General features: G+C 73.1%; 21 protein-coding genes and 3 pseudogenes. 12 read left to right on the forward strand and 12 right to left on the reverse strand.

Annotation, left to right across the window (positions count from 1 at the left end; translation table 11 throughout):
- Positions 1-23 precede the first annotated feature (23 nt).
- Both LE548_RS11085 and LE548_RS11090 read left to right on the forward strand, forming a co-directional pair.
- On the forward strand, positions 24-932 hold the full coding sequence (locus LE548_RS11085) for a pseudouridine-5'-phosphate glycosidase (RefSeq protein WP_225096817.1): 909 nt from the start codon (positions 24-26) through the stop codon (positions 930-932).
- Positions 929-1852 carry a PfkB family carbohydrate kinase gene (locus tag LE548_RS11090; protein ID WP_225096533.1) on the forward strand — a complete coding sequence of 308 codons (924 nt, stop codon included), beginning with the start codon at positions 929-931 and terminating at the stop codon, positions 1850-1852. Before LE548_RS11085 ends, LE548_RS11090 begins: the two co-directional genes overlap by 4 nt.
- 204 nt (positions 1853-2056) lie before the next feature.
- Here LE548_RS11090 and LE548_RS11095 read toward each other — a convergent pair whose 3' ends face one another.
- Positions 2057-2851, reverse strand: a complete 795-nt coding sequence (locus LE548_RS11095) for a methyltransferase (RefSeq protein WP_225096534.1) — start codon at positions 2849-2851, stop codon at positions 2057-2059.
- Positions 2852-3148: 297 nt separating this feature from the next.
- Here LE548_RS11095 and corA point away from each other — a divergent pair, with 297 nt between their 5' ends.
- A complete protein-coding gene (corA, locus tag LE548_RS11100; RefSeq protein ID WP_225096535.1) occupies positions 3149-4276 on the forward strand; it encodes a magnesium/cobalt transporter CorA in 1128 nt (375 codons plus the stop codon).
- Positions 4277-4279: 3 nt separating this feature from the next.
- Here the strand turns inward: corA and LE548_RS11105 are convergent, their stop codons facing one another.
- Both LE548_RS11105 and LE548_RS11110 read right to left on the reverse strand, forming a co-directional pair.
- Complete coding sequence (locus tag LE548_RS11105; protein ID WP_225096536.1) at positions 4280-4912, reverse strand: uridine kinase; 633 nt, start codon at positions 4910-4912, stop codon at positions 4280-4282.
- A 104-nt stretch (positions 4913-5016) separates the two neighbouring features.
- Positions 5017-5397, reverse strand: a complete 381-nt coding sequence (locus tag LE548_RS11110; protein ID WP_225096818.1) for a helix-turn-helix domain-containing protein — start codon at positions 5395-5397, stop codon at positions 5017-5019.
- 152 nt (positions 5398-5549) lie between these two features.
- Here LE548_RS11110 and LE548_RS11115 point away from each other — a divergent pair, with 152 nt between their 5' ends.
- From LE548_RS11115 to LE548_RS11130, 4 genes are all read left to right on the forward strand, one after another.
- Positions 5550-6308 (forward strand): NAD(P)-dependent oxidoreductase, encoded by a 759-nt coding sequence (locus LE548_RS11115; RefSeq protein ID WP_225096537.1) that lies wholly within the window; start codon positions 5550-5552, stop codon positions 6306-6308.
- 5 nt (positions 6309-6313) lie between these two features.
- On the forward strand, positions 6314-7015 hold the full coding sequence (locus LE548_RS11120; protein ID WP_225096538.1) for a DUF2293 domain-containing protein: 702 nt from the start codon (positions 6314-6316) through the stop codon (positions 7013-7015).
- A gap of 184 nt (positions 7016-7199) precedes the next feature.
- On the forward strand, positions 7200-7679 hold the full coding sequence (locus LE548_RS11125; RefSeq protein WP_225096819.1) for a DUF1772 domain-containing protein: 480 nt from the start codon (positions 7200-7202) through the stop codon (positions 7677-7679).
- Positions 7680-7816: 137 nt separating this feature from the next.
- Entirely contained in the window at positions 7817-9304 is a 1488-nt protein-coding gene (locus LE548_RS11130) for a glutamate synthase subunit beta (protein ID WP_225096539.1), read from the forward strand.
- Between the two features lie 57 nt (positions 9305-9361).
- On the opposite strand, the gene LE548_RS11135 is transcribed toward LE548_RS11130, so the two are convergent.
- On the reverse strand, positions 9362-9946 hold the full coding sequence (locus LE548_RS11135; protein ID WP_225096540.1) for a carboxymuconolactone decarboxylase family protein: 585 nt from the start codon (positions 9944-9946) through the stop codon (positions 9362-9364).
- 46 nt (positions 9947-9992) lie between these two features.
- Between LE548_RS11135 and LE548_RS11140 the strand changes: the two are divergent.
- Positions 9993-11433, forward strand: a pseudogene (locus LE548_RS11140) (PLP-dependent aminotransferase family protein).
- A gap of 67 nt (positions 11434-11500) precedes the next feature.
- On the opposite strand, the pseudogene LE548_RS11145 reads toward LE548_RS11140, so the two are convergent.
- The 3 genes and pseudogenes from LE548_RS11145 to LE548_RS11155 all read right to left on the reverse strand — a co-directional run bounded on the left by LE548_RS11145 (position 11501) and on the right by LE548_RS11155 (position 13519).
- A pseudogene (locus LE548_RS11145) lies at positions 11501-12332 on the reverse strand (SAM-dependent methyltransferase).
- Between the two features lie 71 nt (positions 12333-12403).
- The gene (locus LE548_RS11150) at positions 12404-12658 is read right to left on the reverse strand and encodes a DUF397 domain-containing protein (RefSeq protein WP_071382716.1); all 255 of its coding nucleotides are present in this window, start codon (positions 12656-12658) and stop codon (positions 12404-12406) included.
- On the reverse strand, positions 12659-13519 hold the full coding sequence (locus tag LE548_RS11155; RefSeq protein WP_225096541.1) for a helix-turn-helix transcriptional regulator: 861 nt from the start codon (positions 13517-13519) through the stop codon (positions 12659-12661). It abuts the gene before it with no gap.
- A gap of 232 nt (positions 13520-13751) precedes the next feature.
- Between LE548_RS11155 and LE548_RS11160 the strand changes: the two genes are divergently transcribed.
- The 4 genes from LE548_RS11160 (at position 13752) to LE548_RS11175 (ending at position 17372) form a co-directional block, all read left to right on the forward strand.
- Positions 13752-14351: an ATP-binding protein gene (locus tag LE548_RS11160; RefSeq protein ID WP_225096542.1), complete on the forward strand. Its 600-nt coding sequence runs from the start codon at positions 13752-13754 to the stop codon at positions 14349-14351.
- 268 nt (positions 14352-14619) lie between these two features.
- Complete coding sequence (locus LE548_RS11165; RefSeq protein WP_225096543.1) at positions 14620-14775, forward strand: hypothetical protein; 156 nt, start codon at positions 14620-14622, stop codon at positions 14773-14775.
- A 65-nt stretch (positions 14776-14840) separates the two neighbouring features.
- Positions 14841-15254, forward strand: a complete 414-nt coding sequence (locus LE548_RS11170; RefSeq protein WP_225096820.1) for a hypothetical protein — start codon at positions 14841-14843, stop codon at positions 15252-15254.
- 156 nt (positions 15255-15410) lie between these two features.
- Positions 15411-17372, forward strand: a complete 1962-nt coding sequence (locus tag LE548_RS11175) for an ABC transporter ATP-binding protein (RefSeq protein ID WP_225096544.1) — start codon at positions 15411-15413, stop codon at positions 17370-17372.
- Positions 17373-17378: 6 nt separating this feature from the next.
- On the opposite strand, the gene LE548_RS11180 is transcribed toward LE548_RS11175, so the two are convergent.
- From LE548_RS11180 to LE548_RS11200, 5 genes and pseudogenes are all read right to left on the reverse strand, one after another.
- A complete protein-coding gene (locus LE548_RS11180; protein ID WP_225096832.1) occupies positions 17379-17552 on the reverse strand; it encodes a hypothetical protein in 174 nt (57 codons plus the stop codon).
- Positions 17553-17727: 175 nt separating this feature from the next.
- Complete coding sequence (locus tag LE548_RS11185; protein WP_225096545.1) at positions 17728-18378, reverse strand: DUF899 domain-containing protein; 651 nt, start codon at positions 18376-18378, stop codon at positions 17728-17730.
- A gap of 78 nt (positions 18379-18456) precedes the next feature.
- Positions 18457-19623 carry a cytochrome P450 gene (locus LE548_RS11190; RefSeq protein WP_225096546.1) on the reverse strand — a complete coding sequence of 389 codons (1167 nt, stop codon included), beginning with the start codon at positions 19621-19623 and terminating at the stop codon, positions 18457-18459.
- A gap of 239 nt (positions 19624-19862) precedes the next feature.
- A complete protein-coding gene (locus tag LE548_RS11195; RefSeq protein WP_225096547.1) occupies positions 19863-21821 on the reverse strand; it encodes an FUSC family protein in 1959 nt (652 codons plus the stop codon).
- Between the two features lie 147 nt (positions 21822-21968).
- Positions 21969-22736, reverse strand: a pseudogene (locus LE548_RS11200) (nucleotidyltransferase domain-containing protein).
- Position 22737: the final 1 nt, after the last annotated feature.

Genomic DNA, 22737 nt, shown 5'->3' on the forward strand with positions numbered 1-22737 from the left:
CCGACGGACAGGAGGCGATGCGCGTGGTGCTCGTGGTGTCGGAAGAGGTCCGGGAAGCGATCGACGCACGGCGGCCGGTGGTGGCCCTGGAGTCCACGATCATCGCGCACGGCCTGCCCCGCCCGCGCAATCTCCAGGTGGCGCTGGAGCTGGAGGACGCGGTGCGGCGAGAGGGCGCCGTACCCGCGACCATCGCCGTCCTGGACGGCCGCCCCCGGGTCGGGCTGGACAAGGAGCAGCTGGAGCGGGTCGCGAACGAGGACGGCATCCGCAAGCTGGGCCACCGCGATCTGCCGCTCGCCGTGGCCGGGGGCGTGAGCGGGGCGACCACGGTGTCGGCGACGGCGCGGCTGGCGGCGCTCGCGGGCATCCGGGTGTTCGCCACGGGCGGGCTGGGCGGTGTGCACCGCGAGTGGACGGTGACGCAGGACGAGTCGGCCGACCTGGGGCTGCTGGCGCGTACGCGGATCACCGTGGTCTGCGCGGGCGTGAAGTCGATCCTGGACGTGCCGGCGACGCTGCAGCGGCTGGAGACGCTGGGCGTGGCCGTCGCCGGGTACGGCACGGACCGCTTCCCCGGCTTCTACCTGTCCGACTCGGGGCATCCGGTCGACTGGACGCTGGACAGTCCGGAGCAGGTCGCCGAGGTCATGCGGGCCCAGGACGCGCTCGACGCGCCCGCATCGGCGCTGATCGTCGCCCATCCCGTCCCCGAGGCTGAACAGCTCGATCCCGAGGTGCACGCGCGCGTGCTCGCCGACGCGCTGCACGCATGCGCGGAGCAGGGGATCAGCGGGCAGGCGGTCACGCCGTTCCTGCTGGACTACCTGGTCCGGCACACGGAGGGCGCCTCCCTGAGCGCCAATCTGGCGGCCGTACGCGGCAACGTACGGCTGGCGGCGCGGATCGCCACCGCCTGGACCAGGGGGTGACCACGGGCCGGACCGGGGCTCTGCTGGTCGTCGGGGACGTGGTCACGGACGTCGTCGCCCGGCACCGAGGACCGCTCGCGGCCGGCACGGACACGGCCGCCGCGATCCGGACGCTGCCCGGCGGCGCGGGCGCGAACGTGGCCTGCTGGGCAGCCCACGCGGGCTGCGCGGACGTACGGCTGCTCGGGCGGGTCGGCACGGACACGGCCGCGTGGCACGAGCGGGAGCTGGTCGCGGCCGGGGTGCGGCCCCGGCTGGTGGTCGACCCGGAGGCGGCGACCGGGACGGTGATCTGTCTCGTCGACACCGGGGCGGCGGCCGAGCGCACGTTCCTCACGGACAGCGGGGCGTCCCTGCGGCTCGAACCCGCCGACTGGTCCGACGCGCTCCTCGACGGGGTCGCCCGGCTGCATCTGTCGGGCTATCTGCTGTTCACCGAGCCGAGCCGGGCACTGGCGGCCACGGCACTCACGGCGGCACGCGCGCGTGGTGTGCCGGTCAGCCTGGATCCGGCGTCGGCGGGCTTCCTGGAAAGACTGGGGGTGGACCGGTTCCTCGCGTTCGCGGAAGGGCTGGACGTGCTGCTGCCCAGCCGGGACGAGGCATGCCTGCTGACGGGCCTGTCGGACCCGGCGGACGCCGCGGTCAAGCTGAGCCGTCTCGTGCCACTGGTGGTGACCAAGGCGGGCGCCGACGGGGCACTGGTGGCCCGGACCGGCGCCCCGCCGGCCAGGATCCCCGCGACACCGGCGGTCCCGCAGGACACCACGGGCGCCGGCGACGCCTTCACCGGCGCGTTCCTCGCCGCACTGCTCGCGGGCGCGGATCCCCGGGAGGCGGCAGCCTCGGGCTGCCGGGCGGGGGCGGAGGCGGTGGGTCGAGTGGGGGCCAGACCGGCGGTTCCGGGCAGGGAGAGCTAGACGGAGAACTGGGCAGGCGGTCGGTGGTGGGTCGGGTGGGGGCCGGACCGCCGGTTCCGGGCAGGGACGGCTGGACCGAGGGCGGGGTCGGCGGTCGGCGGTGACCGCGGGAGGCGGGCGGACGCCCGGCACGGTCGGAGCGGCTGAGCCCCCTGCGTGCGTCCGCCGAGCCCTCCTCTCCGTACGCCCGGCCCGGCCCGGTCCTTACGCCTTCTTCCCCCACGCCGAGAACATCGGTGCGGTGGCCAGGTCCATCGAACCGGCCTCGACATTGGCCAGGTGCTGGTCGATCTCCTCGTCGGTGGCGAGGTCGGCGGCGACGAGGCGGGCACGGATCTGACGGACCGTCGCCGCCTCCAGCGCGGTGCAGGCGGGCGAGGTCACCGGGAAGTAGGCGTCGGCCTCCACTTCGCTCAGCCCGGCCTCGCGCAGCAGGCGCGGAAGCTTGCGGCCGTAGGACAGATCGGCGCCTCGTTCGGCCAGGAGCTTGCGGAAGCCCTGGCGCAGCCGGTTGGCCAGCCGCTGCTCGGGGCCGTACTCGTCGGGGCAGGTCAGGGGCTGGAGGGCGGGGTCGGCGTCCTCCAGCAGCAGCCGTCCGCCGGGCCGCAGTGCCTGGATCAGGGAGCGCAACGCCCTTTCCCGGTCCGGGACATGGACGAGGACGAGCCGGGCGTGGACCAGGTCGAAGCCCTCGCCTGGGGGCTCCTCGGTGCCCACGTCGTGGACGCGGACCTCCACCGGCGGGTGGGCCACGGCAGTGAGCAGCGAGGTGTCGATGTCGGTCGCGACGACCTTGCCGGTGGGGCCGACCTTCTTGGCGAGCCAGGACACCACGGACGTGCCGCCCGCCCCGACTTCCCAGCAGCGCCAGCCGGGTCCGACGCCGCATCCCTCAAGGTGCCGGAAGGTCGTGGGGTCGAAGAGCGCGGCGAAGGCGTCGAAGCGCTGTGCCGCCTCGTTCTGCCGGTTGTCCAGGAGGTACCCCTCGGATCGCGTCATGTGAGGATCATCCCAGCCACCGGCTCGTCCGGATCTGCCGACGCTCCGGACACGGGAGAGGCCAGGCCGGGGCCGGGCCGGCGACCGGGCCGGGGCCGGGCCGGCGACCGGGCCGGGGCCGGGCCGGCGACCGGGCCGGGGCCGGGCCGGCGACCCGGCACGGCGCTCTGTCCACAGGCGGGAACCAAGCGGAACATCCTGTTCCCACAGGCTTACCCGCGTTTTGCTCTCGGCTGGCACACTGCTCGGACGAGGCGCGAAAAGCGTTACGCGGGGGATCCATGCGAGGAGATCCAGATGTCCATGGCGGGGAATCTGCGACGGGTCACGGGACTGGGCAAGGCCGCCGGCCTGCGCAAGGTGGCACGGCTGGCCAGGCGGCGGCCGCGCGTGGACCTGAGCCATCCCGCCAGGTCACCGCTGGGCTCCTCGGTGGTCAACTGCGTGACGTATCAGGATGGTGTGCGGGTGCCGACCTGCACCGACCTCGTGGACGCCGTGCGGATGGTGCGCAAGACCGGCGAGGGATTCGTCTGGCTGGGGCTGCACGAGCCGACGGACCGTGAGTTCGCGGGGATCGCGGAGCTGTTCGACCTGCATCCCCTGGCCGTGGAGGACGCGGTCGAGGCCCACCAGCGCCCGAAGCTGGAGCACTACGGCAACACGCTCTTCGCGGTCTTCAAGACCGTCTGCTACGTGGAGCACGAACGGCTGACGGCGACCAGCGAGGTGGTGAACACCGGTGAGATCATGGTGTTCGTCGGCGAGGACTTCGTCATCACGGTGCGGCACGGCCGGCACGGCTCGCTGGGCCCGCTGCGCGAGGAGCTGGAGTCGCATCCGCACCAGTTGTCGAAGGGGCCCGCAGCGGTGCTGCACGCGATCGCCGACCATGTCGTGGACGACTATCTGAGCGTCACGGACGCGGTGCAGGCCGACATCGACCAGGTCGAGACAGAGGTGTTCGCCGAGGACGGCGCACGGCTCGACCCCGGCCGGATCTACCAGATGAAGCGTGAGCTGCTGGAGCTGAAGCGGGCGGTGGTGCCGCTGAGCCGCCCGGTGGAGGACCTGGCCACCCGGCCCATACGGGTCGTCCCTCCGGAGATACAGGCCTACTTCCGCGATGTGCTCGACCATCTGATCCGGGCCAAGGACCAGATCGCGGCGTTCGACGAGCTGCTCAACTCCATCCTCCAGGCCCATCTCGCGCAGGTGACCGTCGCGCAGAACGAGGACATGCGCAAGATCACCGCGTGGGCCGCGATCATCGCCGTACCGACGATGGTGTGCGGTGTGTACGGCATGAACTTCGACCACATGCCGGAGCTGCACTGGCAGTTCGGATATCCGTTGGCCATGGTCGTCATGGCGGGCGCGTGCGTGGCTCTGTACCGGGGCTTCCGGCGCAACGGCTGGCTCTGAGCGTCAGCCGCTCCAGGCGGGGTGGCGTGGGTCGTCGGCGCGCACCAGGACGTCCGCCGTGCCGGCCGGATCGGCCTCGGACGCGTAGCGCTCGAAGGCGGGCAGCGTCCAGTGCTCGGCCTCGGGGGTACGGCGGCGCAGGGCGGCCGGGGAGAGGAGGAGGTGCACGGTCAGGTCGAACGGGAACCAGTGGCGCAGCAGGAGGGGGCCATGGAGCAACAGGATCCCGCCGGGCGGGAGTTGGACGTAGGGGTTGCGGGTGGCGCGGTCGGTGGCCGGGTCCCACAGGTCGGGCAGGACGCGCCCGCTGCCTCCGGGATCGAGCGGGCCGAAGACCTCACGCCAGAGGGCGCCGGTGTCGAACCATCCGCCGTAGTACGACTCCGCGTCGCGTCGCCCGTGTTCGAGGCGCAGCGAGGCGGGGCGCAGGAAACCTTCGGCGCCGACCACGAGCGAGGGCCGGCCGCGCACGCGCAGCGCCTCGCCGACCCGCTCGGCGAGGTCTCCTGGACGCGCGGCCGGGGCCCCGTCGAAGCCGACGCGCGGCCAGGCGCCCCCGTCGGCCGGCTCCAGTCCGGTGAGCCGGTCGGCCAGCTGCTCGGCGAGCCGGTCCCAGGTGATCGCTTCGAGTCGCACAGGGCCCATGATGCCGGGTGGCGGAGAAGGAGGCGGCGCCGCCTGCCGGAGGGCGGGGGTGCGCTCCGGCAGGGGACGGTCCCGGGCGGCACGGGGCGGGCGGCTCAGCCTCGGTCCGCCGCTGTCCGCCGGGCTGCCAGCAGAGCGGGGAGATGGGTCTCGCTCCAGGCGCGGGCCGCGTCGAGAAGGGGGATCAGCGTGCGGCCGAGGGGGGTGAGGGCGTACTCGACCCGGGGCGGGTTCTCGTCGTAGGCGGTGCGTGTGACCAGTCCGTCGCGCTCCATGGCGCGCAGGGTCTCGCTGAGGACCTTGGGCGTGACGGCCCTGAGCGGGACACGCAGTTCACCGAAGCGGCGCGGGCCGTCCTGGAGACAGCGGATCACCATGCCCGCCCACTTGTCGCCCACGCGGACGGGCATCACGGAGGACGGACAGAGGGGGTGGAACATGTCGGGATCGAGAGGTGCGGGCCGGCCGGCATCCATGGCGCCGGCGGTGGACCGCGACAGGTCGGCCATTCTGTGCGGCGCGTCGGTCATGAGCCGAGGGTATCGCCGATACCGTTGAAGTAACCGGGGGTCCGCTCCCTAACGTCCTGGCCGAGCGCGAACAGCCGCTCAGGACAGGGAGGTTGGGGATGACAGGGATCGTGGTCCTCGGTGCCGGAGGCCGGGCCGGGCGGGCGGTGACGGCCGAGGCACTGGCGCGGGGCCGCACGGTGACTGCGGTGGTGCGGGATCCGGCGCGGTATCCGGATCTCGGTGCCGAAGGCGTCACGGTGGTACAGGGCGATGTCCTGGACGCCGGGACGGTCGCCCGGGTCGCCGCCGGGCACGCCGGTGCCGTGCACGCCGTCTCGCCGTTCAGCGGGCCCGAGGAGGCGGTCGGCTCGGTCGACCCGCGGTTCTTCGTGCGGGCCGCCGACGCGCTGCTCGACGGGCTCGGCGCGGCCGGGGTGTCACGGCTGGTCGCGGTGGGGCTGGGGGCCAATCTGCTCGGCGCGGACGGGCGGATGGTGCTGGACGACCCGGTGGCCTTCCCACCACCGCTGCGGCCCTTCGCGCTGGCGCACACCGCCGGGCTGCACCGGCTGCGGGAACGCGCGGACGGTCCCGTCGACTGGGTGATGCTGACGCCCGCCGGGTTCCTGGAGCACGACGGGCCACGGACGGGGCGGTACCGGGTCGGCGGGGAGCGGCTGCCCGGCGTCGGCGGTGCCGGGAGCGACGGCAGAGGTGAGCCGTGGCTGTCGTACGCCGATCTCGCGGTGGCGGTGGTGGACGAGATCGAGACTCCCGCGTGGCACCGTACGCGGGTGTCGGTGTTCAACGTGCGGGGCAGGGAGGAGGACGACAGGCAGGAACACGGAGTCAGTGGGCGGCGGCGGGGAAAGTAGCGCGTATGGGCCTTTCCTCGACATCAACTCCCCACTCCCCCGGGCGGCTTGTCGTCGTCCAGAGCGCCAAGCGCAAGCGGTGTGCCACGTGCCGGGGCGGGCCGCTGTCGCTGCTGATGCTGGAGGACGGGGCGCCGCGCTGTCTGGACTGTGCCGACCTCGGGCACCTGGTGTTCCTGCCGCGCGGTGACACGGCGCTGACCCGCAGAGCGCGGGAGGAGAGCACGCTGTCGGCGGTGGTGGTGCGGTTCAACCGGCGCAGGAGCCGGTACGAGCGGCAGGGCGTGCTCGTGGAGGAGGCCGCGCTGGCCCGGGCCGAGGCCCGCTGTCTGGCGGACGCGGAGGCGCGGCGCCGGCGGCGGGCACGGGACGCGCGGCGCAGGGCGGCGGAGGACGAGCGGTTCGTGGCGGCGTTCGCGGCCGAGATACTCCGGTTGCTGCCCGGCTGCCCGGCCGAGCGAGCCCGGGCCGTCGCGGCGCACGCGTCCGTGCGGGGCAGCGGGCGGGTCGGGCGCAGCGCGGCCGGGCGGGCGCTGACGGAGGGGGCGGTGCTCTCGGCAGTCGTCGCGGCCGTACGGCATGTGGACACGCCGTACGACCAGCTGCTGATGAGCGGGGTGCCGCGGTACGAGGCACGGCGCCGGATCGCCCCGGCCGTGGCGGGCGTGCTGCGGGCGTGGCAGGGCACCGGGGCGGACGTCGGCTGAGGAACAGGAGGGCAGGAGGGCAGGAGGGCAGGAGGAAGGAGGAAGGAGAGCAGGGAGGGAAGAGGGCAGGGAGGGAGGGGCGGGAAGAGACGGGGTCGGCATGTGGTCCGGCCTGGGCATGGACTGGGGGACGGTGCTGCCGGGCCCCGGCCCGGGTGGGACGAGACGAGATGAGGGCGTGGAGATGATCGAGGGGCCGTTCTTCGTGCTGGTCGTGGCGGGGATCCTGGGCAGCGGGCTGGTCGCCGGGGTGTTCTGCGCCTTCTCGGCGTTCGTGATGCGGGGGCTATCGGCGCTGCCGCCCGCGCAGGGTGTGGCGGCGATGAACGCGATCAACGTCGCGGCGGTACGGCCCGCCTTCATGACCGTGTTCGGCGGTGCCGCGATGCTGAACGCGATGATCGCCGTGGTGACGTTCGTGGTGTGGCCGGAGGACGGGACGGTCGAACTGCTGCTGGGCAGCGCGCTGTATCTGCTCGGTGCGTTCGGGCTGACGGCGGTGGCGAACGTCCCCCGCAACGACAGGCTGGCCCGGCTGGCGGCGGGCGCGCCGGAGGCCGCCGTGTACTGGCCGGTGTATGTGCGCGAGTGGACGTTCTGGAACCACGTCCGCACCGTCGCCTCGGCCGCGGCCGCCCTGGTCTACGTCCTGGCGCTCACCTGACCGTGCCCGGCCCGCCCACCGCCTCACCCGGACCGTCCCGGCCGCCGCCCGCTACTCTGCGCGATCCGCGGTGCGGACGTATCGTGGCCGGAAGAGTGCCGGAAGTGCCGGAAGAGTGCCGAAAAGTGGCGACGATCATGGCCGATCCCAAGGGTTTCATGACCACGCCGCGCCAGGAGTGGCCGCGGCGGCCCGTCGAGGAGCGGGTGCGGGACTGGGACGAGGTGTACGTCCCGGGAGCGCTGCTGCCCATCATCAGCAAGCAGGCCGACCGCTGCATGGACTGTGGCGTCCCGTTCTGCCACGACGCCTGCCCGCTGGGCAATCTGATCCCCGAGTGGAACGACCTGGTCTCGCGGGAGGACTGGCGGGCGGCGAGCGACCGGTTGCACGCGACGAACAACTTCCCCGAGTTCACGGGGCGGTTGTGTCCGGCTCCCTGCGAGGCGGGGTGCGTGCTGGCGATCAACCAGCCGGCCGTGACCATCAAGAACGTCGAGTGCGCGATCGCCGACCGGGCCTGGGAGGAGGGTTTCGTCCCGCCGCGGCCGCCCGAGCGGCTGTCGGACAAGACGGTCGCGGTCATCGGTTCCGGGCCCACCGGGCTCGCCGCGGCGCAACAGCTGACCCGGGCCGGGCACACGGTCGCCGTGTACGAGAAGGACGACCGGCTGGGCGGGCTGATGCGGTACGGCATCCCCGGGTTCAAGATGGAGAAGCACCATCTGGAGCGGCGGATCGGGCAGATGCGGGCCGAGGGCACGAAGTTCCGTACGTCGACGGCGGTCGGGCGGGACGTCGGGGCGGTGGAGCTGCGCGGGCGGTACGACGCTGTCGTCGTCGCCACGGGTGCGACGGCGTGGCGGGAACTTCCGGTGCCGGGCCGGTCGTTGGACGGGATACACCAGGCGATGGAGTATCTGCCGCTGGCCAATCGAGTGTGTGAGGGGGATCTGGAGGTTTCGCCGCTGTCGGCGGCCGCCCGGCATGTGGTGATCGTGGGTGGCGGGGACACCGGTGCGGACTGTCTGGGGACCGCAGTGCGCCAGGGGGCCGCATCCGTGACCCAGCTGGACATCTACGCGCAGCCGGGTGCCGAGCGGGACGAGGACACCGAGCCGTGGCCGACGTACCCGAAGGTCTACCGGCTGTCGGCGGCGCACGAGGAGGCGCGGGATCTGCGGACGGCGCCGGCGGCGGACGCGGACGCCCGGCTGTTCGCCGCGTCCACGCTCCGCTTCACCGGGGACGACAGCGGGCATGTGCGGTCGCTGCATCTGGTGGAGGTCGACGAGCTGCGCCGCCCGCTGCCGGGCACCGCGCGGACGCTCCCCGCCGACCTCGTGCTGCTCGCCCTCGGGTTCTCCGGGCCGGACCAGGAGGACGGGCTGATCGGGCAGTTGGGCCTGGCGCTCACTCCGCGCGGCACGATCGCCCGGGACGACGGCTTCGCGACCAACGTCCCCGGGGTGTTCGCCGCCGGGGACGCGGCGCGCGGACAGTCGCTCATCGTCTGGGCGATCGCGGAGGGGCGGGCGGTGGCGGCGGCCGTCGACCGCTATCTGACGGGCAGTTCACGGCTGCCCGCCCCGGTGTCACCGCGGGACCGGCCGATGCGGGTGTAGGCAAGACGTCATAACCGTGACGACGGGGATGACTGGGATGACGGGGATCGGTCACCGCTACCGCTCGTCCGTGCCCGCCACCTTGCCCGTCGACAGGGCCACCCGGTTCCAGGTGTTGATCGTGAGGATGAGGGCGAGGACGTGGGCCAGTTCCTCCTCCTCGAAATGGGCGGCGGCCTCGGCATAGACGGTGTCGGGGACACCTCCGTCGGCGACCAGGGTCACGGCCTCCGTCAGGGCGAGCGCGGCCTGCTCCCTCGGCGTGAAGAAGTGCCGGGCCTCGCGCCAGACAGCGACCATGTGGAGCCGGTCCTCGCTCTCGCCGGCCTTGCGGGCGTCGTTGGTGTGCATGTGCAGGCAGTAAGCGCAGTGGTTGAGGTGCGAGGCGCGGATCTGGATCAGCTCGACCAGCGCGGGGTCGAGGCCCTGACGAGCGGCGGCGTCGAAGCCGATGATCGCGCGGAAGACCTTCGGCGCGGCCTTCGCGAAGTCGAGTCGGGTGCGGCCGGCCTCGGCGGCGGCGATCGCGGCGGTGACGTCGGGTGCGGCGGTGACGTCGGGTGCGATGGTGACGTCGGGTGCGATGGTGGTGTCGGGTGCGGTGGTGGTGTCGGGCGCGGTGGTGATCGTGTTCGTCGTCATGGCTTCAACCTACGGGCCGAAAAGACCGGCAGTAGGGTGCATTTCCATGACGGAATCATGGGTCAATTCCGCGGAGCGGATCGGTGCCGACCTGCACCTTGAACTGTCGGGTCCGGGCGGGCGGCGGGCCGCGCTGATCAGGGCGCTGCGGGAGGCCGTACGCAGCGGACGGCTGGCTCCGGGCACGCGCCTGCCGCCGTACCGTTCGCTCGCCGCCGACCTGGGTGTGGCCCGCAACACGGTGGCCGACGCGTACGCGGAGCTGGTCGCGGAGGGCTGGCTGACCGCCCGTCAGGGTTCCGGGACCCGGGTCGCCGAGCGGGCGGAGCCGCTGCGCGGCGCCGTACGGACCCCGGTGAAAGCACCTCCCCGCGCGCGTGGGCCGCGGCACGATCTGCGGCAGGGCGCGCCCGACGCCTCCGCGTTCCCGCGGGCCGCCTGGGCGGCCGCGTACCGCCGGGCGCTGCAGGCCGCGCCGAGTGAGGCGTTCGGGCCCGGGGATCCGGCCGGGCGGCGGGAGCTGCGGGAGGCGTTGGCGGAATATCTGGCACGCGCGCGTGGCGTGCGGACCGAGCCGGACCGGATCGTCGTCTGCTCGGGCTTCGCGCACGCCCTGCGGCTGCTGTTCGGCCAGGGCGGCCACGGCGGCCAGGGCGCGGGCAGGGTGCTGCGCGGTCCACTGGGCGTGGAGGCGTACGGGCTGGGCTTCCACCGGGAGCTGCTCGCGACGGCCGGGGTGCGGACGGTGCCGCTGCCGCTGGACGGGGACGGCGCGCGCGTGGACGTACTCCGGCGGGAGCGGGCCGTACTGCTCACGCCCGCGCACCAGTTTCCGACCGGCGGCCCGCTGCATCCGGAGCGGCGGGCGGCCGTGATCGACTGGGCACGCGCGCGGGGGGGCGGTGGTGCTGGAGGACGACTACGACGGCGAGTTCCGCTACGACCGCAGACCCGTCGGCGCGCTCCAGGGCCTCGACCCGGAGCGGGTGATCCACATCGGGTCGGTCAGCAAGAGCCTGTCGCCGGCACTGCGGCTGGGCTGGATGGTGCTGCCGGAGCCGTATGTCGGGCGCGTGCTCGCGGCGAAGGGTGAGCGGGAGGGCTGGGCGAGCGTCCTGGACCAGCTGGCGCTCGCGGAGTTCATCGTCTCCGGGTCGTACGACCGTCATGTGCGGCGCATGCGGCAGCGCTACCGACACCGGCGTGACCGGCTCGTCGCGGCGCTCGCCGCGCACGCGCCGCATGTCGAGGTGACGGGTCTCGCGGCCGGTCTGCACGCGGTGCTGCGGCTGCCGCAGGGCACCGAACGGTCCACGGTCAAGGCGGCCGCATGGCAGGGCGTCGCCCTGGACGGCCTCGCCGCGTTCCGGCATCCGCAGGCCGAGCCGACGGCGGGTGACGGATTGGTGGTGGGGTACGCGGCCAGCGCCGAACACGCCTACGGCGCGGCACTGGAGGCCTTGTGCACGGTCCTGCCACCCGGGTGAGGGAGCGGACGAGACTCCCCTGACTCCGAGAGCCCCCCAGCCCCGAGAGGGCCCCGGCCCCTGCCGCCTACCCCTTCCGGGCCACCGCCCCGTACTCCGGAATCACCCCGACGTCCTGCCCCGGGACCGGTTCGCCCAGTTCCGGGTGCCACTTGCGGACGATCTCCACGTCCGGCTCGATCAGTTCGAGGCCGGAGAAGAAGCGGGCGAACTCCTCTCGGGAGCGCAGGGCCAGGATGACGCCGGCCGCCTTCAGCTTCGCCACGGCGGCCGCCGACTCCTCGGGGGTGACGTCGGCCGTCGCGTGGGTCATCATCAGGTAGCTGCCGGCGGGCAGTTCGGACAGCAGGCGGGTGACCGGTTCGTGCGCGCCGTCCTCGTCGGGGCGAAGTGCAGCAGGGCGACGAGGAAGACGCCACCGGGCGGTCGAGGTCCAGGATCCGGCGCACGCCCGCGCCGATCGCGTCCGGATCGCGGACGTCGGCCTGGAGGTACTCGGTCGCGCCCTCCGGTGTGCTGCGCAGCAGGGCCGCCGCGTGGGCCGCCGCGTGGGCCAGCACGATCGGTTCGTTGTCGCAGTAGACGACGCGGGCGTCGGGCACGACCCTCCCCCACTGCCCGGAAGGCGTGGGAGGTACCCCCAGGCGACCTGGTGCAGATTCGGCTCGGTGGGTATGCCGGTGCCGATGTCCAGGAACTGCCGTACACCCTGCTGGGCCGGCCAGCGGGTGGCACGGTGCATAAGCGCCCGGTTGACGCGGGCCATCACCGGCACCCGGGGGTCGAGGGCCGGCATCTGCCGGCCCATCGCCTCGTCGACGGGGTCAGTTGTCCTTGCCGCCGAGATACCAGTCGTACGTCCGCGCGGGATGCGGCTTGCCGGTGTCGATCTCACCCATTGATCAAGCACCCGTCAATTCAGCGTCAGACAGAGGAACAGAGGAGTTGAGGGAACGGTCACACAAGGAGGTCACGACAGCAGGAAGTCGGCCTCCCCCGCCTTGGCGCCCTCGATGAAGGCGGTCATCTCGTCCGTGGTGTAGATCAGCGCCGGTCCGTCCGGGTCGGTGGACTGGCGCACGGCGATCCGGCCGTCGGCCAGCTTCATCGCCTCCAGGCAGTTTCCCCCGTTGCCGCCGCTCCAGGGCTTGTGCCACCCCTCGCTGCCCAGCTCCCGCGCCGGCATGCCGTTGTAGACGTGTCCGCGGGGCTTGATGCGATCCATTCACAGCTCCTTGCGGAGATCCTGGAGGATCTCCTTCGTGCGTTGTGCCGTAGCGGCCTGCGCCGCCATGCGGTCCATGACCTCCAGGTGGGTCGCCACCTCGGTGCGCGCGTCCAGATAGACCGCGCCGGTCAGGTACTCGCTGTAGACCATGTCCGGCAGTTCTGACATGGCAAATCGGAACAGCACGAAGGGCCCGTACGTCCCCGGGTGCGGCCCGCTCGCGAACGGGGCCACCTGGAGCGTCACATGGGGCAGCTTCGCGGCCTCCAGCAATCTGTCGATCTGCGCGCGCATCACCTCCGGGCCACCGACCTGGCGGCGCAGGGCGGTTTCGTCCATCACTGCCCAGAAGCGGGGGGCGTCGGGACGGGTGAGCAACTCCTGGCGTTGCATGCGCAGTGCGACGTGCCGCTCGATGTCGTCCGGGCTGGTCTGGCCGATGGCACCGGACGTGAGCACACCGCGCGCGTAGTCCTCGGTCTGGAGCAGGCCCGGGACGAAGTGCGGCTCGTACGAGCGGATCAGGCTCGCCGCGCCCTCCAGGCTGACGTACATCGAGAACCAGCCCGGCAGGATGTCGTGGAACCGCTGCCACCAGCCGGGCTTGTTGGCGTCCTCGGCGAGTTGGACGAAGAGGTCGGCCTCGTCGTCGGGAACGCCGTAGGCCTTCAGCAGCAGTTGCAGGTACGGGATCTTGAGGGCGACCTCGGCCGTCTCCATACGGCGGATGGTGGCGGGCGCGACACGCAGGACGCGGGCGGCCTCCTCGCGCTTCAGCCCGGCGCGTTCCCGCAGGTCCAACAGGCGCCGGCCGAGGACCACCTGGCCCACCGTCGGCGCGGACCGCGGCTCGCTCACGCTGACACCTCCACCGAAAGCCTCACTCCACCGAGAGCCGCACAGCCATGTTTCCCGACAGTCCTGCGGCGCCGTTCGAAGATTCATTCGAAGACCGGGCGGGCCTTCGATGACCCCAATTGGCGCCGCTCGACGTGCTGTTGCGAGCAGTGTGCCACGGCCCCTGACCAAGTCACACAGCACTCTGCAATTTTCAGAGTGACACTTGCCAAGTGTTCACGGCGGGGAGATAGTGGCAAGCGTGATTCCGTCCGCGCCCTTAGGAACAGACGCCGCCGCAGACCGTTCCGGTCTCGGTGCCGCGTCGGGAGCAGCCCCTCAACGGGACGCTGCCGAGCGCCGGTTCCGCTTCGAGCTGGCCGCACATCCGGGTTCCGTCGCTCAGGCGAGACGCCTGGCGCAGGCCCGGCTCACCGGCTGGTCGGTATGCGCGGACACCTGCGAGAGCGCGGCCCTGGTCATATCCGAGCTGGTCACCAACGCGATCGTGCACACCGCGAGCAGCCGTGTCGTGTGCGAGCTGCACGATCACGACGACATCGTGCGTATTTCCGTCAGTGACGAGGGCTGTGCTCCCGGCGAACCCCACCCGTCCCCGCAGCGACCGGACGAGGAGCACGGGAGGGGATTGTTCCTCGTCGACGCGCTGTGCCGGGCCTGGGGTGCCCAGGAACACGGCCCCGGCCTGCTCGTCTGGGCCGACCTGCCGCGGCAGACCGACGCCGCCCCCGGCATCGCCGACCCGTGCAACGACCTCGGCTGGGGCGCCCGCCCCAAGCCGGACCGTCCGGCACGACTCCCGCGAGGACGAACCGACGGGGACCGGCCATGAGGACGCGGAACAGGCCGTCCCGGGCGGGCACGCGGTCGCGCAGCCGCGCGGACGCGGGACGTACGGCACACACGGGGTTGCGGAGCCGCTCGGGCACGAGGCACACCGCACGCACGGGACCGGGGCGCAACTCGGGCATGACGCACACCCCACACACGGGACCGGGGAACAACTCGCCCACGAGGCACACCCCACACACGGAGCGAAGGAGCCTTCGCTGTCCCAGGCGCCCGAGCGGCAGCATCGCCACATGCCGCCGGAGCAGCGGATGGATCAGGCAGCCGAGCAGTACCGCTACGGGATACCCGAACCGCACCGGCACGGCGGCCTGCCGGAGCCGCACCGACACCGGCCCCCGGACCGCCCCTGGCACCAGCCGCTGCACCGGGCTCCCGAACAGCACCGCGCCGGGGAACGGCCGTGACCGGCGGACCCGACATCACCGGCGCGGACCAGAACGACACCCATGCGTCCGCCGCCGAGCGTCCGATCGGCCTCGACACCCTCGTCCGGCTGCAGCGCCGGCGGCCTGTCCCGGACGCGCCCCGACGGCTGCTGCTCCCGGAGGACATGACGGCCCCGCTCGGCTGTGACGCGGTGGCCGTGCCGGACCGGCTCGGCCCGCTCGTCGTACCGCGGTTGCCCCGGCTTGGCTGTGTGTACACCGACGGCGCGCAGTGGTGGTGGATCGTTCCGGCAGACTCCGACTACGCGCTCCCCTGGCCGTCCCCCGCCCAGTACGCCCCCGGCGCCCTGGTCACCGGGCCCGCCCGGCTCATCCATCGCCCCGAGGGCACGGTGCCGTACACCCCGCCGATTCCGCTGTACCTGGCCATGTGCCGGGCGCTGGGGACGGCGCCGGACTGGTCGCGGGCCCAGCCGCTGCGCTTGCTCCGGCCGTGACGCCGCGCCCGTTCAGGTCAGCTGCCTTTCAGTCGGCTGATCGGCCGACGGCCCCTCCCGTACCCCTCGTACGCCCCCCTCGCTCCCCCGCGCGCCCTGCCCGCCGTCGGTCCGCCTGGGGATAGTGGCGGTCGGTGACGCGCCGGGAGGTGGGCGGTGGGGAAGCGGCGGGACGCGGCTGAGCCCGTGGTGTCGGAGTCCGAGCGGCTGCTGTTCGGGGGGCCGCTGCGGTACGACATGGGGTGGAACGAGCACGCGGACGCCTTCCTGGAGCTGAGCTTCCGCGCGATGGTGGTGCGGCTGCCCGGCATGCTGGCGTCCAGTCTCCGGCTGGCCCTGCAGGCCGACGCCCGCGCCGCACGGGTCGTCCTCGCGGCCGAGGCCGTCCGCGGCGCCGCCCAGGCGGTGAGCCTGCTGGCCGTGAACAGCGTGCTCCGCGAGCTGCTCGCCGGCCCCGACGTCGGGCAGCGGCTGCGCTCGGCCGCCCCCGCCCTGCTCACCGTGGCCGCCATGTCCCTGGTGGGCGCCCTGCTGCGGGCCGCCTCCACCTACGCCACCGGACGGCTGGAGCCGAAGGTCGAGCGCGTGGCGACCGAGCTGTATCTGGAGCGGGCGGCGAACGTGGAGCTGGCCGCGATCGAGGACCACGCCTTTCACAAGCTGCTGGACACGGCCAAGTACGGCGCCGAGTCCGCGCGCCGCATGATCTCCTACGGCACCCGGGTGATCAGCGCGCTGATCTCGCTGATCGCGGCGGCCGGCGTCCTGGCGGTGTTGCATCCGGTGCTGCTGCCGCTGCTGGTCACGATGACTCTGCCCAGCGCCTGGGGCGCGCTGATCAACGCCCGGCGCCGTTACGAGTCCTTCCACACCTGGGTGCAGCACGCCCGGGCCGGCCGGCTGATCAGCAACCTGCTCACCGAGCCCGACGCCGCCCCGGAGATCCGGGTGCACGGAGTCGGGCCGTTCCTGCTGCGCCACTTCCGGTCCATGTCGGAGACGGCGGAGGCGGAACAGGCCCGGCTGTCCCGGCTGGCCGCGCGGACCGGCCTGATCGCGGCGGGCTGGACGGGCCTCGCCACGCTCGCGACCTACGCCACGCTGGGCGCGCTGTTGCTGTCCGGCGCGATGGCCCTGTCGGTGGCCGGTACGGCGGTGATCGCGATCCGTACCGGAGCGTCGAGCCTGGACACGCTGGTGCTGGAGATCAATCAGCTGCACGAGGAGGCCCTGTTCGTCGGCGATCTGCACCGGCTGTACGCGGAGGCGGCCGAGCGGGCCATCCCGGCGGGCGGCGAAACCCTGCCGGAGGACCCGAAGGAGATCCGGTTCGAGAACGTCACCTTCAGCTATCCGGGTGACTCCGCCCGTCCGGGTGACACGGCCCGCCCCGCCCTGGACGACATCACCCTCAGCCTGCCCCTCGGCCGGATCATCGCGCTCGTCGGCGAGAACGGCTCGGGCAAGACGACGCTGGTCAAGCTGCTCGCGGGCCTGTACGTCCCGGACCGGGGCCGGATCCTGTGGGACGGCGTCGACGCGGCGCGGGCCGACCGGCGGCTGCTCGCCGAGCGTGTCGCGATGGTGGCGCAGGACTTCAAGCGCTGGCCGTTCACCACCCGGGTGAACGTGGCCGTCGGCCGCTCCTCCGCGCCCCTGACCGAGGAGGCCGTGGCCGCGGCGGTCGCCGAGGCGGGGGCCGAGGAGGTGGTCGCGGGTCTGCCGCGCGGCCTGGACACCCTGCTCGCCCGCAACTTCAGCGGCGGGCACGAGCTGTCCGGCGGGCAGTGGCAGCGGCTCGGCATCGCCCGGGCCGCGTACCGGCACGGGCGGCTGCTGATCGTGGACGAACCGACGGCGGCGCTGGACGCGCGGGCCGAGCTGGAGGTGTTCGAGAAGATCCGGGCGCTGGCGGGCAGCGGGCAGACGGTCGTGCTGATCACTCACCGGCTGGCCTCGGTGCGGCACGCCGATCTGGTGCATGTGCTGGAGCGGGGGCGCCTGGTGGAGTCCGGCACCCCGCAGGAGCTGCTGGCCAGGGGCGGTGTCTATGCCGAGCTGTACGCGCTCCAGGCGGACCAGTTCACGGCCCGGGTGCCGGCGCCGAAGCCCGCCTGAGCCGGCTCACTCGGCGCTGTCGCCGCGCACGATCACCAGGAAGGTGTCCGTCGCGAGGTCCATGACGACCTCGGCGGGCAGGCCTTCCAGACGCCGGGCGTGCGCGAACTCCTCAGCGGGCCGGGACCCCCGCGGACCACCGGCGGGAAAGCGTTCGAGCACCGTTCGCCCGTTCACCATCTCGCACCTCCAGAAAGCGTCGCTCTGAGAGGAGTTAACGCCCTGGAGAACGGAATCGCCTCGCCGAGTGACGGGACTGAGACATTACCGACAACCGTTCGGCGCGGACCACGAGAATCCGCTCACTTTGCGACATGAACCGGACACGCCATGTCTTCAAACGTCACCCGCTGTGTCAGCCGTCGTACTCGTCGTGCAGGCGCAGCCGGTCGCTGCCGGCGGGGCTGCGGCCCAGCGCGGTGAGATCGAGCAGACCGGCGAGCGTGCAGGCGCCGTCCAGCCCGTCCTCGAAGACCGAGTAGGTGTGGAAGACCCGGTCGTGGTCGCGCAGGAAGCAGCTGATGCCCGGGCGCTCGGCCAGGCCCTGGTCCGACTCCACGGTGGCCTCGAAGTCGCGGTTGAAGTCGCCGTGGGACGGCAGGTACGAGTACCAGGGCACCGTCCAGCCCATCCGTGCCTTGAACGGCAGGAACCGGGTGAACGGGGCCCGGGAGACGGAAGCGAACGAGGTGTTCCGGGCGTGCAGATGGGCGAGATGGCCGAGCTGGTCGAGGAAGGCCGAGCAGCAGGGGCAGCCCGCCTCCCACTCCGGCGCGAACATGAAGTGGTGCACGACGAGCTGGGTCCGCCCCTCGAAGAGGTCGAGGAGTGTGGCCTTGCCGTCGCCGCCCTCGAAGACGTACTCCGTGTCGACCTCGACCATGGGCAGCCGCCGCCGCTGTGCGCTCAGCTCCGCGCGCGCCCGTCTGACCGCCTCTTCCTCGCGCTGCAACTCCTCGCGCGCCACGCGCCACTGCTCACGCGAGACGATCTCCGGAAGCGACATGGGCCCTCCTGTCCGACGGTCGGTTCGGGAGGGTGACCGTCGCCGGGGGCGGAACTCATCGCTGGGCACGAAGATTTTTCAGTACGTCACGGGCAGGGCCCTGAGCCCCCGGGCGCGCATCGACGGACGCCAGGACAGTTCGGTGTCGGCCAGGGCGAGTTCGGGGAGGCGTTCCAGCAGGGCGGCCAGGGCGATCTCCGTCTCCGCGCGGGCCAGCGGAGCGCCGAGGCAGTAGTGGATGCCGTGCCCGAGGGCGAGATGCCCGGCGGCGTCGCGGGAGAGGTCGAGCCGGTCGGGGTCGGGGAAGCGGTCAGGGTCGCGGTTGGCGGCGGACAGCGACACCCAGACCGTCTCGCCCGCCGGGATGGTCACCCCGGCGATCGTCACGTCCTCGACCGGGAACCGGCGCATGGCCAACAGCATCGGACCCTCATGACGGGCGAACTCCTCGACCGCCGCCGGGAGTTGTGCCGGGTCCTTGCGCAGGGCGGCGAGCTGGTCCGGGGCCTGGAGCAGGGCCAGCACGGAATTGCCGATGAGCTGGACCGTGTTCTCGTACCCGGCGAAGAGGATGAGGAAGGCCAGCGACATCAGCTCCTCCTCACCGAGCCGGTCGCCGTCGTCGCGTACGGCGATCAGGTCGGAGAGCAGATCGTCGGCCGGCTCTTCGCGTTTGGCGGCGACGAGCCGGGTGAGGAAGCCCAGCATCGATGCCATGGCCTTCTTGGAGGCGTCCGGGCGGGCCGGGTCGGGGGCCGTGAGACAGTCGGTCCACTGCCGGAAGTCCAGCCGGTCCCCTTCCGGGATGCCGAGCAGGTCGCAGATGACGGTGATGGGCAGCGGGGCGGCGTACGACGCGACCAGGTCCGTACTGCCGTGCGGCCCGAGCGCGTCGAGGAGCCGGTCGGCGGTACGGCGGATCGGCGCGCGGAGCTGCTCGACGCGGCGCGGGGTGAAGGCCCGGCCGACCAGGCGCCGGATGCGGGTGTGGTCGGGCGGGTCCATGTTGAGGAGGTTGGCGTCGAGGGCGGGCGGCAGCGACAGGCCCTTGTACCTGCCGGTCGCTCCGCTCCGCTTGTCCAGCGACAGCCGCGGGTCGGCGAGCGCGGCCCGGACGTCCTCGTACCGGGTGACGAGCCAGGCGGGGGTGCCGTCGGGTCCGGCGATGCGCTGCACGGGGGCGGTGTCCCGCAGGCGTCGGTAGACGTCGTAGGGGTGATGGATGAGGCCGTCCGCGAGTTCCATGCGCATCAGCCTACGCGGCGTCAGGTCCCGGACACCTGACCTGGCCGGCGTAGGCATGCAATGCTCCAACTGCCATAAGAATGAAGAAAGTTCGCGGGAGCGCGGTGACTCGCAGCCGCACAAGCAGCACGCGGGTCCGCCGTACGACTGCGCGGGTCAGCCATACGACTGCGCGGGTCAGCCATACGACTGCGCGGGTCAGCCGTACGACTGCGTGGGTCAGCCGTACGACTGCACGGCTACGCGGCGGCGGGCAGCGGGGGTGCCTCGATTCCCTGGAGCTCCAGCTCGGTCAGGGCCTCCCGCAGTTGGCGGATGTGCCGGGGGGTGAGCCGGCCGGTGTCGTCGAGGTGGACGGCGCAGGCAGTGGTCGTGTCGACAAGTCGCTCCAGGACGTCCGCGACGGCGTCCGTGCCCGCGGTGTGCCGGGCCAGCGCGGGCAGTTCGGCGGCGGCGAGGGCGATGGCGGTGCGGGCCTCGGCGAGGGTGCGGTAGGCCTCACGGCGCAGTGCCCAGCGCTCGGCGCGAACGTCGAGGGGCTCACGCCCGGGTCGCTCGTCGGCGGGCTCTCTCTCGGCGCGGTCATCGACGGACTCTCTCTCGGCGCGGTCATCGACGGACTCGCGCTCGGCGCGGTCACCGGACTCGCCGAGGACGTGCACGAGGTAGGCGTGCGCGGCGCTCCCGGCTGCGGCGAGCCGGGCCCGTACCCCGCCACCGCGCTCCCCCGGCATCGGCAGATGCCCGACGACCAGCACGAGCGCGCAGGCGAGCAGCGTCTCGCCGATGCGGCTGACGGAGGTGACGGAGGCCTGCGGTTCACCGCCGACCATGACGAGCGCGAGGACGAGGACGGTGACGACGGCGGTCAGCGCGGCGAAGTGCCTCGTCGCGACCGGGACGAGCGCCCCGCAGACCGCGACCAGCGCGATCAGCCCCGCCGGGTGCGGCAGCAGCGCGGCGAGCCCGGTGAACACCAGAGCGCCCAGCACGGTCCCGGCGGCCCGGCACAGCACCCGGGAGGCGAGCGGCCCGAGGTCGGGCTTGACGAGGAAGACGGCGGTGGCGGGCAGCCAGTACCAGTGCTGATGCTGCCCGTACCAGCGGGCGTGGTGCAGCGCCTGGGCGATGGCGGCGCTGGCCCCGAAGCAGAGGGCGACACGCAGCCCGTACTCGCGCCCGCCGGTGCCGAACGCGGCCCGGACCACGTCCTTCGGACTCTGCCGGCGAGCGAGCATCCGGTGGTCACGGCTGTCGGCCCGGTCGAAGGCCTCGGCGGCGCGCAACAGGGCGTCGTCCAGCGCCCGCAGGGCGGGCGCCGAGCGGTGCGGGGCGGGCAGCGGGCCGGTGCCGGTGTTGCCACGGACGGCGGCGGCGAGCCGCCGGGGGCCCTCCGCCGCCCGCGGAGCGACGGGTTCTGCGGCCCAGTACAGGGCGGTGGCGGCCTCGGCGAGGGGCAGCGCGGCCGCGTACTGGGCGTGCAGCCGGCGCTCGGCGGCGGAACTGGCGTACCGGCGCAGCCGGGGTCCGGCGAGGGCGTCCTGGGCGTGGTCGAGGGCGGCGGTGAGCGCGGCCCGCCGGGCGGTGGCGTGGTCACCGCCCACGGCGTCGAGAAGGGCGGCGACGGCGTCGTACACATCGGCGACCGCGTCCCGCTCTCCGTCGAACCGGAAGTCCCCGGCGAGCGAGCCGGGCGTGGGCAGCGCGAGCCGTAGCAGGATCAGCCACCCGGCGCCGGCGAGAAAGGCGAGCGCCCGCTGCCAGCCGCTGATGGCGGCGGGCATCCCGGCGCCGAGGGCCGCGGCGACGAGCAACTGCGTACCGGCGGCGGAGGCGACGGGCCCGACCGCGCTGATGCCGCCGGCGGCCAGCCCCAGCAGGGTGAGCACCAGGGTGAGCGGTACGGCGGCCAGGCCCTGCCCGGCGTACGTCCCCACGAGCAGCCCGAGGCCACCGGCCAGCGCGGGCACCCCGAGCCGTTTGACGGAGGCGCGCCGGCTGCCGGGACGGTCGTTGATGCCGGCGAGCATCGCGGCGATGGCGGCGAGCACGCCACTGGGCAGCCGGTCGGCGAGCACCCCGGCGAGCAGCAGGGGTCCGGCGGCGAGCGCACCCCGGGTCACCGCACTCCAGGGCACGGGACCGCGCTGGGTGCGCAGGGCGTGGGCGAGCCAGAGGGGTGCGGCGGGCCGGGACACGGGGCTCCTGTTCGTCGTACGAGGGCGGGGTGGGCCTTCGGACGACGGTGGCCGGCGGACCGTGCTTCCACGGTAGGACGCGTGCGCCGGGCAAACAGGGCGATCACGTTTCGGCGAGGTGAAACGTGCCCCGGGCGGCCGGTTTCTTTATGAACGCAATGCCGCCCCGATCATGCGCTTGGCTTTGGTGACGGCATGGGCGAGGGCCTCGGGCTCGCCCCGCAACTCACCCACCACACCGTCGATCCCTCGCAGCCCGGCCCGTTCCAGCAGCCGCTTCTCGTTGGTCACCCACTCCCCGCGCGCCGCGAGCACCCCGTGCGCGGCCTGGGCGGCGGCCGTGGCGATGGCTCCGGCGGTCTCGGTGAGCCGGCCGTGGGGGGCGTGGTTGGCCCTGGCGTAGTCCAGGGTGGCGAGGGCGGTGCCGTGCCAGCGCTCGGCGGCGCTGACCCGCAGCTTGTCCGGGTAGCCCGCCGGGCGCGGAAGGGTGCCCCGGAGCACCTGGTTGACGGCGAGTTCGGCCACGATCAGGTACGTGGGAATGCCGGCGAGATGGAAGAGCAGCGGCTCCACCCGGAACCGTCCCTCCTCGGCCTCCGCCAGCTCGTGCTCGACCACGTCGAGATCCCGGTAGTGCACATCGACCCGGCGTCCGTCGATGTCCAGCCATGCCCCGCCGTTGAACACCCCGCCACCCCAGCCGCCGACCTCGGACACCTCGCCCTCTCAGCCGACGGCCCGCAGGTCATCGGGGTCGAAGGGGCCGCGGTAGTAGATCGCCATGTCCCAGTCGCTGTCGGGGCGGTGGGTGCCCTGGGCCCGGGAGCCGCCGAGGGCGACGGCCTGCACGGTGGGCAGGGCGGCGAGGCGGTCGGCGGTGGCGGCGAGGAAGTCGAGGTCGGCGGTCTGGCTCATG

This window comes from Streptomyces sp. CoH27, from assembly GCF_020181035.1.
Lineage (GTDB): Bacteria > Actinomycetota > Actinomycetes > Streptomycetales > Streptomycetaceae > Streptomyces > Streptomyces camelliae.

What these genes read in the sequence shown, in the direction of transcription:
- LE548_RS11095 (WP_225096534.1), bottom strand. Translation starts at nt 2,851, where the DNA reads ATGACGCGATCCGAGGGGTACCTCCTGGACAACCGGCAGAACGAGGCG.
- corA (WP_225096535.1), top strand. Translation starts at nt 3,149, where the DNA reads ATGTCCATGGCGGGGAATCTGCGACGGGTCACGGGACTGGGCAAGGCC.
- LE548_RS11110 (WP_225096818.1), bottom strand. Translation starts at nt 5,397, where the DNA reads ATGGATGCCGGCCGGCCCGCACCTCTCGATCCCGACATGTTCCACCCC.
- LE548_RS11115 (WP_225096537.1), top strand. Translation starts at nt 5,550, where the DNA reads ATGACAGGGATCGTGGTCCTCGGTGCCGGAGGCCGGGCCGGGCGGGCG.
- LE548_RS11120 (WP_225096538.1), top strand. Translation starts at nt 6,314, where the DNA reads ATGGGCCTTTCCTCGACATCAACTCCCCACTCCCCCGGGCGGCTTGTC.
- LE548_RS11125 (WP_225096819.1), top strand. Translation starts at nt 7,200, where the DNA reads ATGATCGAGGGGCCGTTCTTCGTGCTGGTCGTGGCGGGGATCCTGGGC.
- LE548_RS11130 (WP_225096539.1), top strand. Translation starts at nt 7,817, where the DNA reads ATGGCCGATCCCAAGGGTTTCATGACCACGCCGCGCCAGGAGTGGCCG.
- LE548_RS11135 (WP_225096540.1), bottom strand. Translation starts at nt 9,946, where the DNA reads ATGACGACGAACACGATCACCACCGCGCCCGACACCACCACCGCACCC.
- LE548_RS11150 (WP_071382716.1), bottom strand. Translation starts at nt 12,658, where the DNA reads ATGGATCGCATCAAGCCCCGCGGACACGTCTACAACGGCATGCCGGCG.
- LE548_RS11165 (WP_225096543.1), top strand. Translation starts at nt 14,620, where the DNA reads ATGGATCAGGCAGCCGAGCAGTACCGCTACGGGATACCCGAACCGCAC.
- LE548_RS11180 (WP_225096832.1), bottom strand. Translation starts at nt 17,552, where the DNA reads ATGGTGAACGGGCGAACGGTGCTCGAACGCTTTCCCGCCGGTGGTCCG.
- LE548_RS11185 (WP_225096545.1), bottom strand. Translation starts at nt 18,378, where the DNA reads ATGTCGCTTCCGGAGATCGTCTCGCGTGAGCAGTGGCGCGTGGCGCGC.
- LE548_RS11190 (WP_225096546.1), bottom strand. Translation starts at nt 19,623, where the DNA reads ATGGAACTCGCGGACGGCCTCATCCATCACCCCTACGACGTCTACCGA.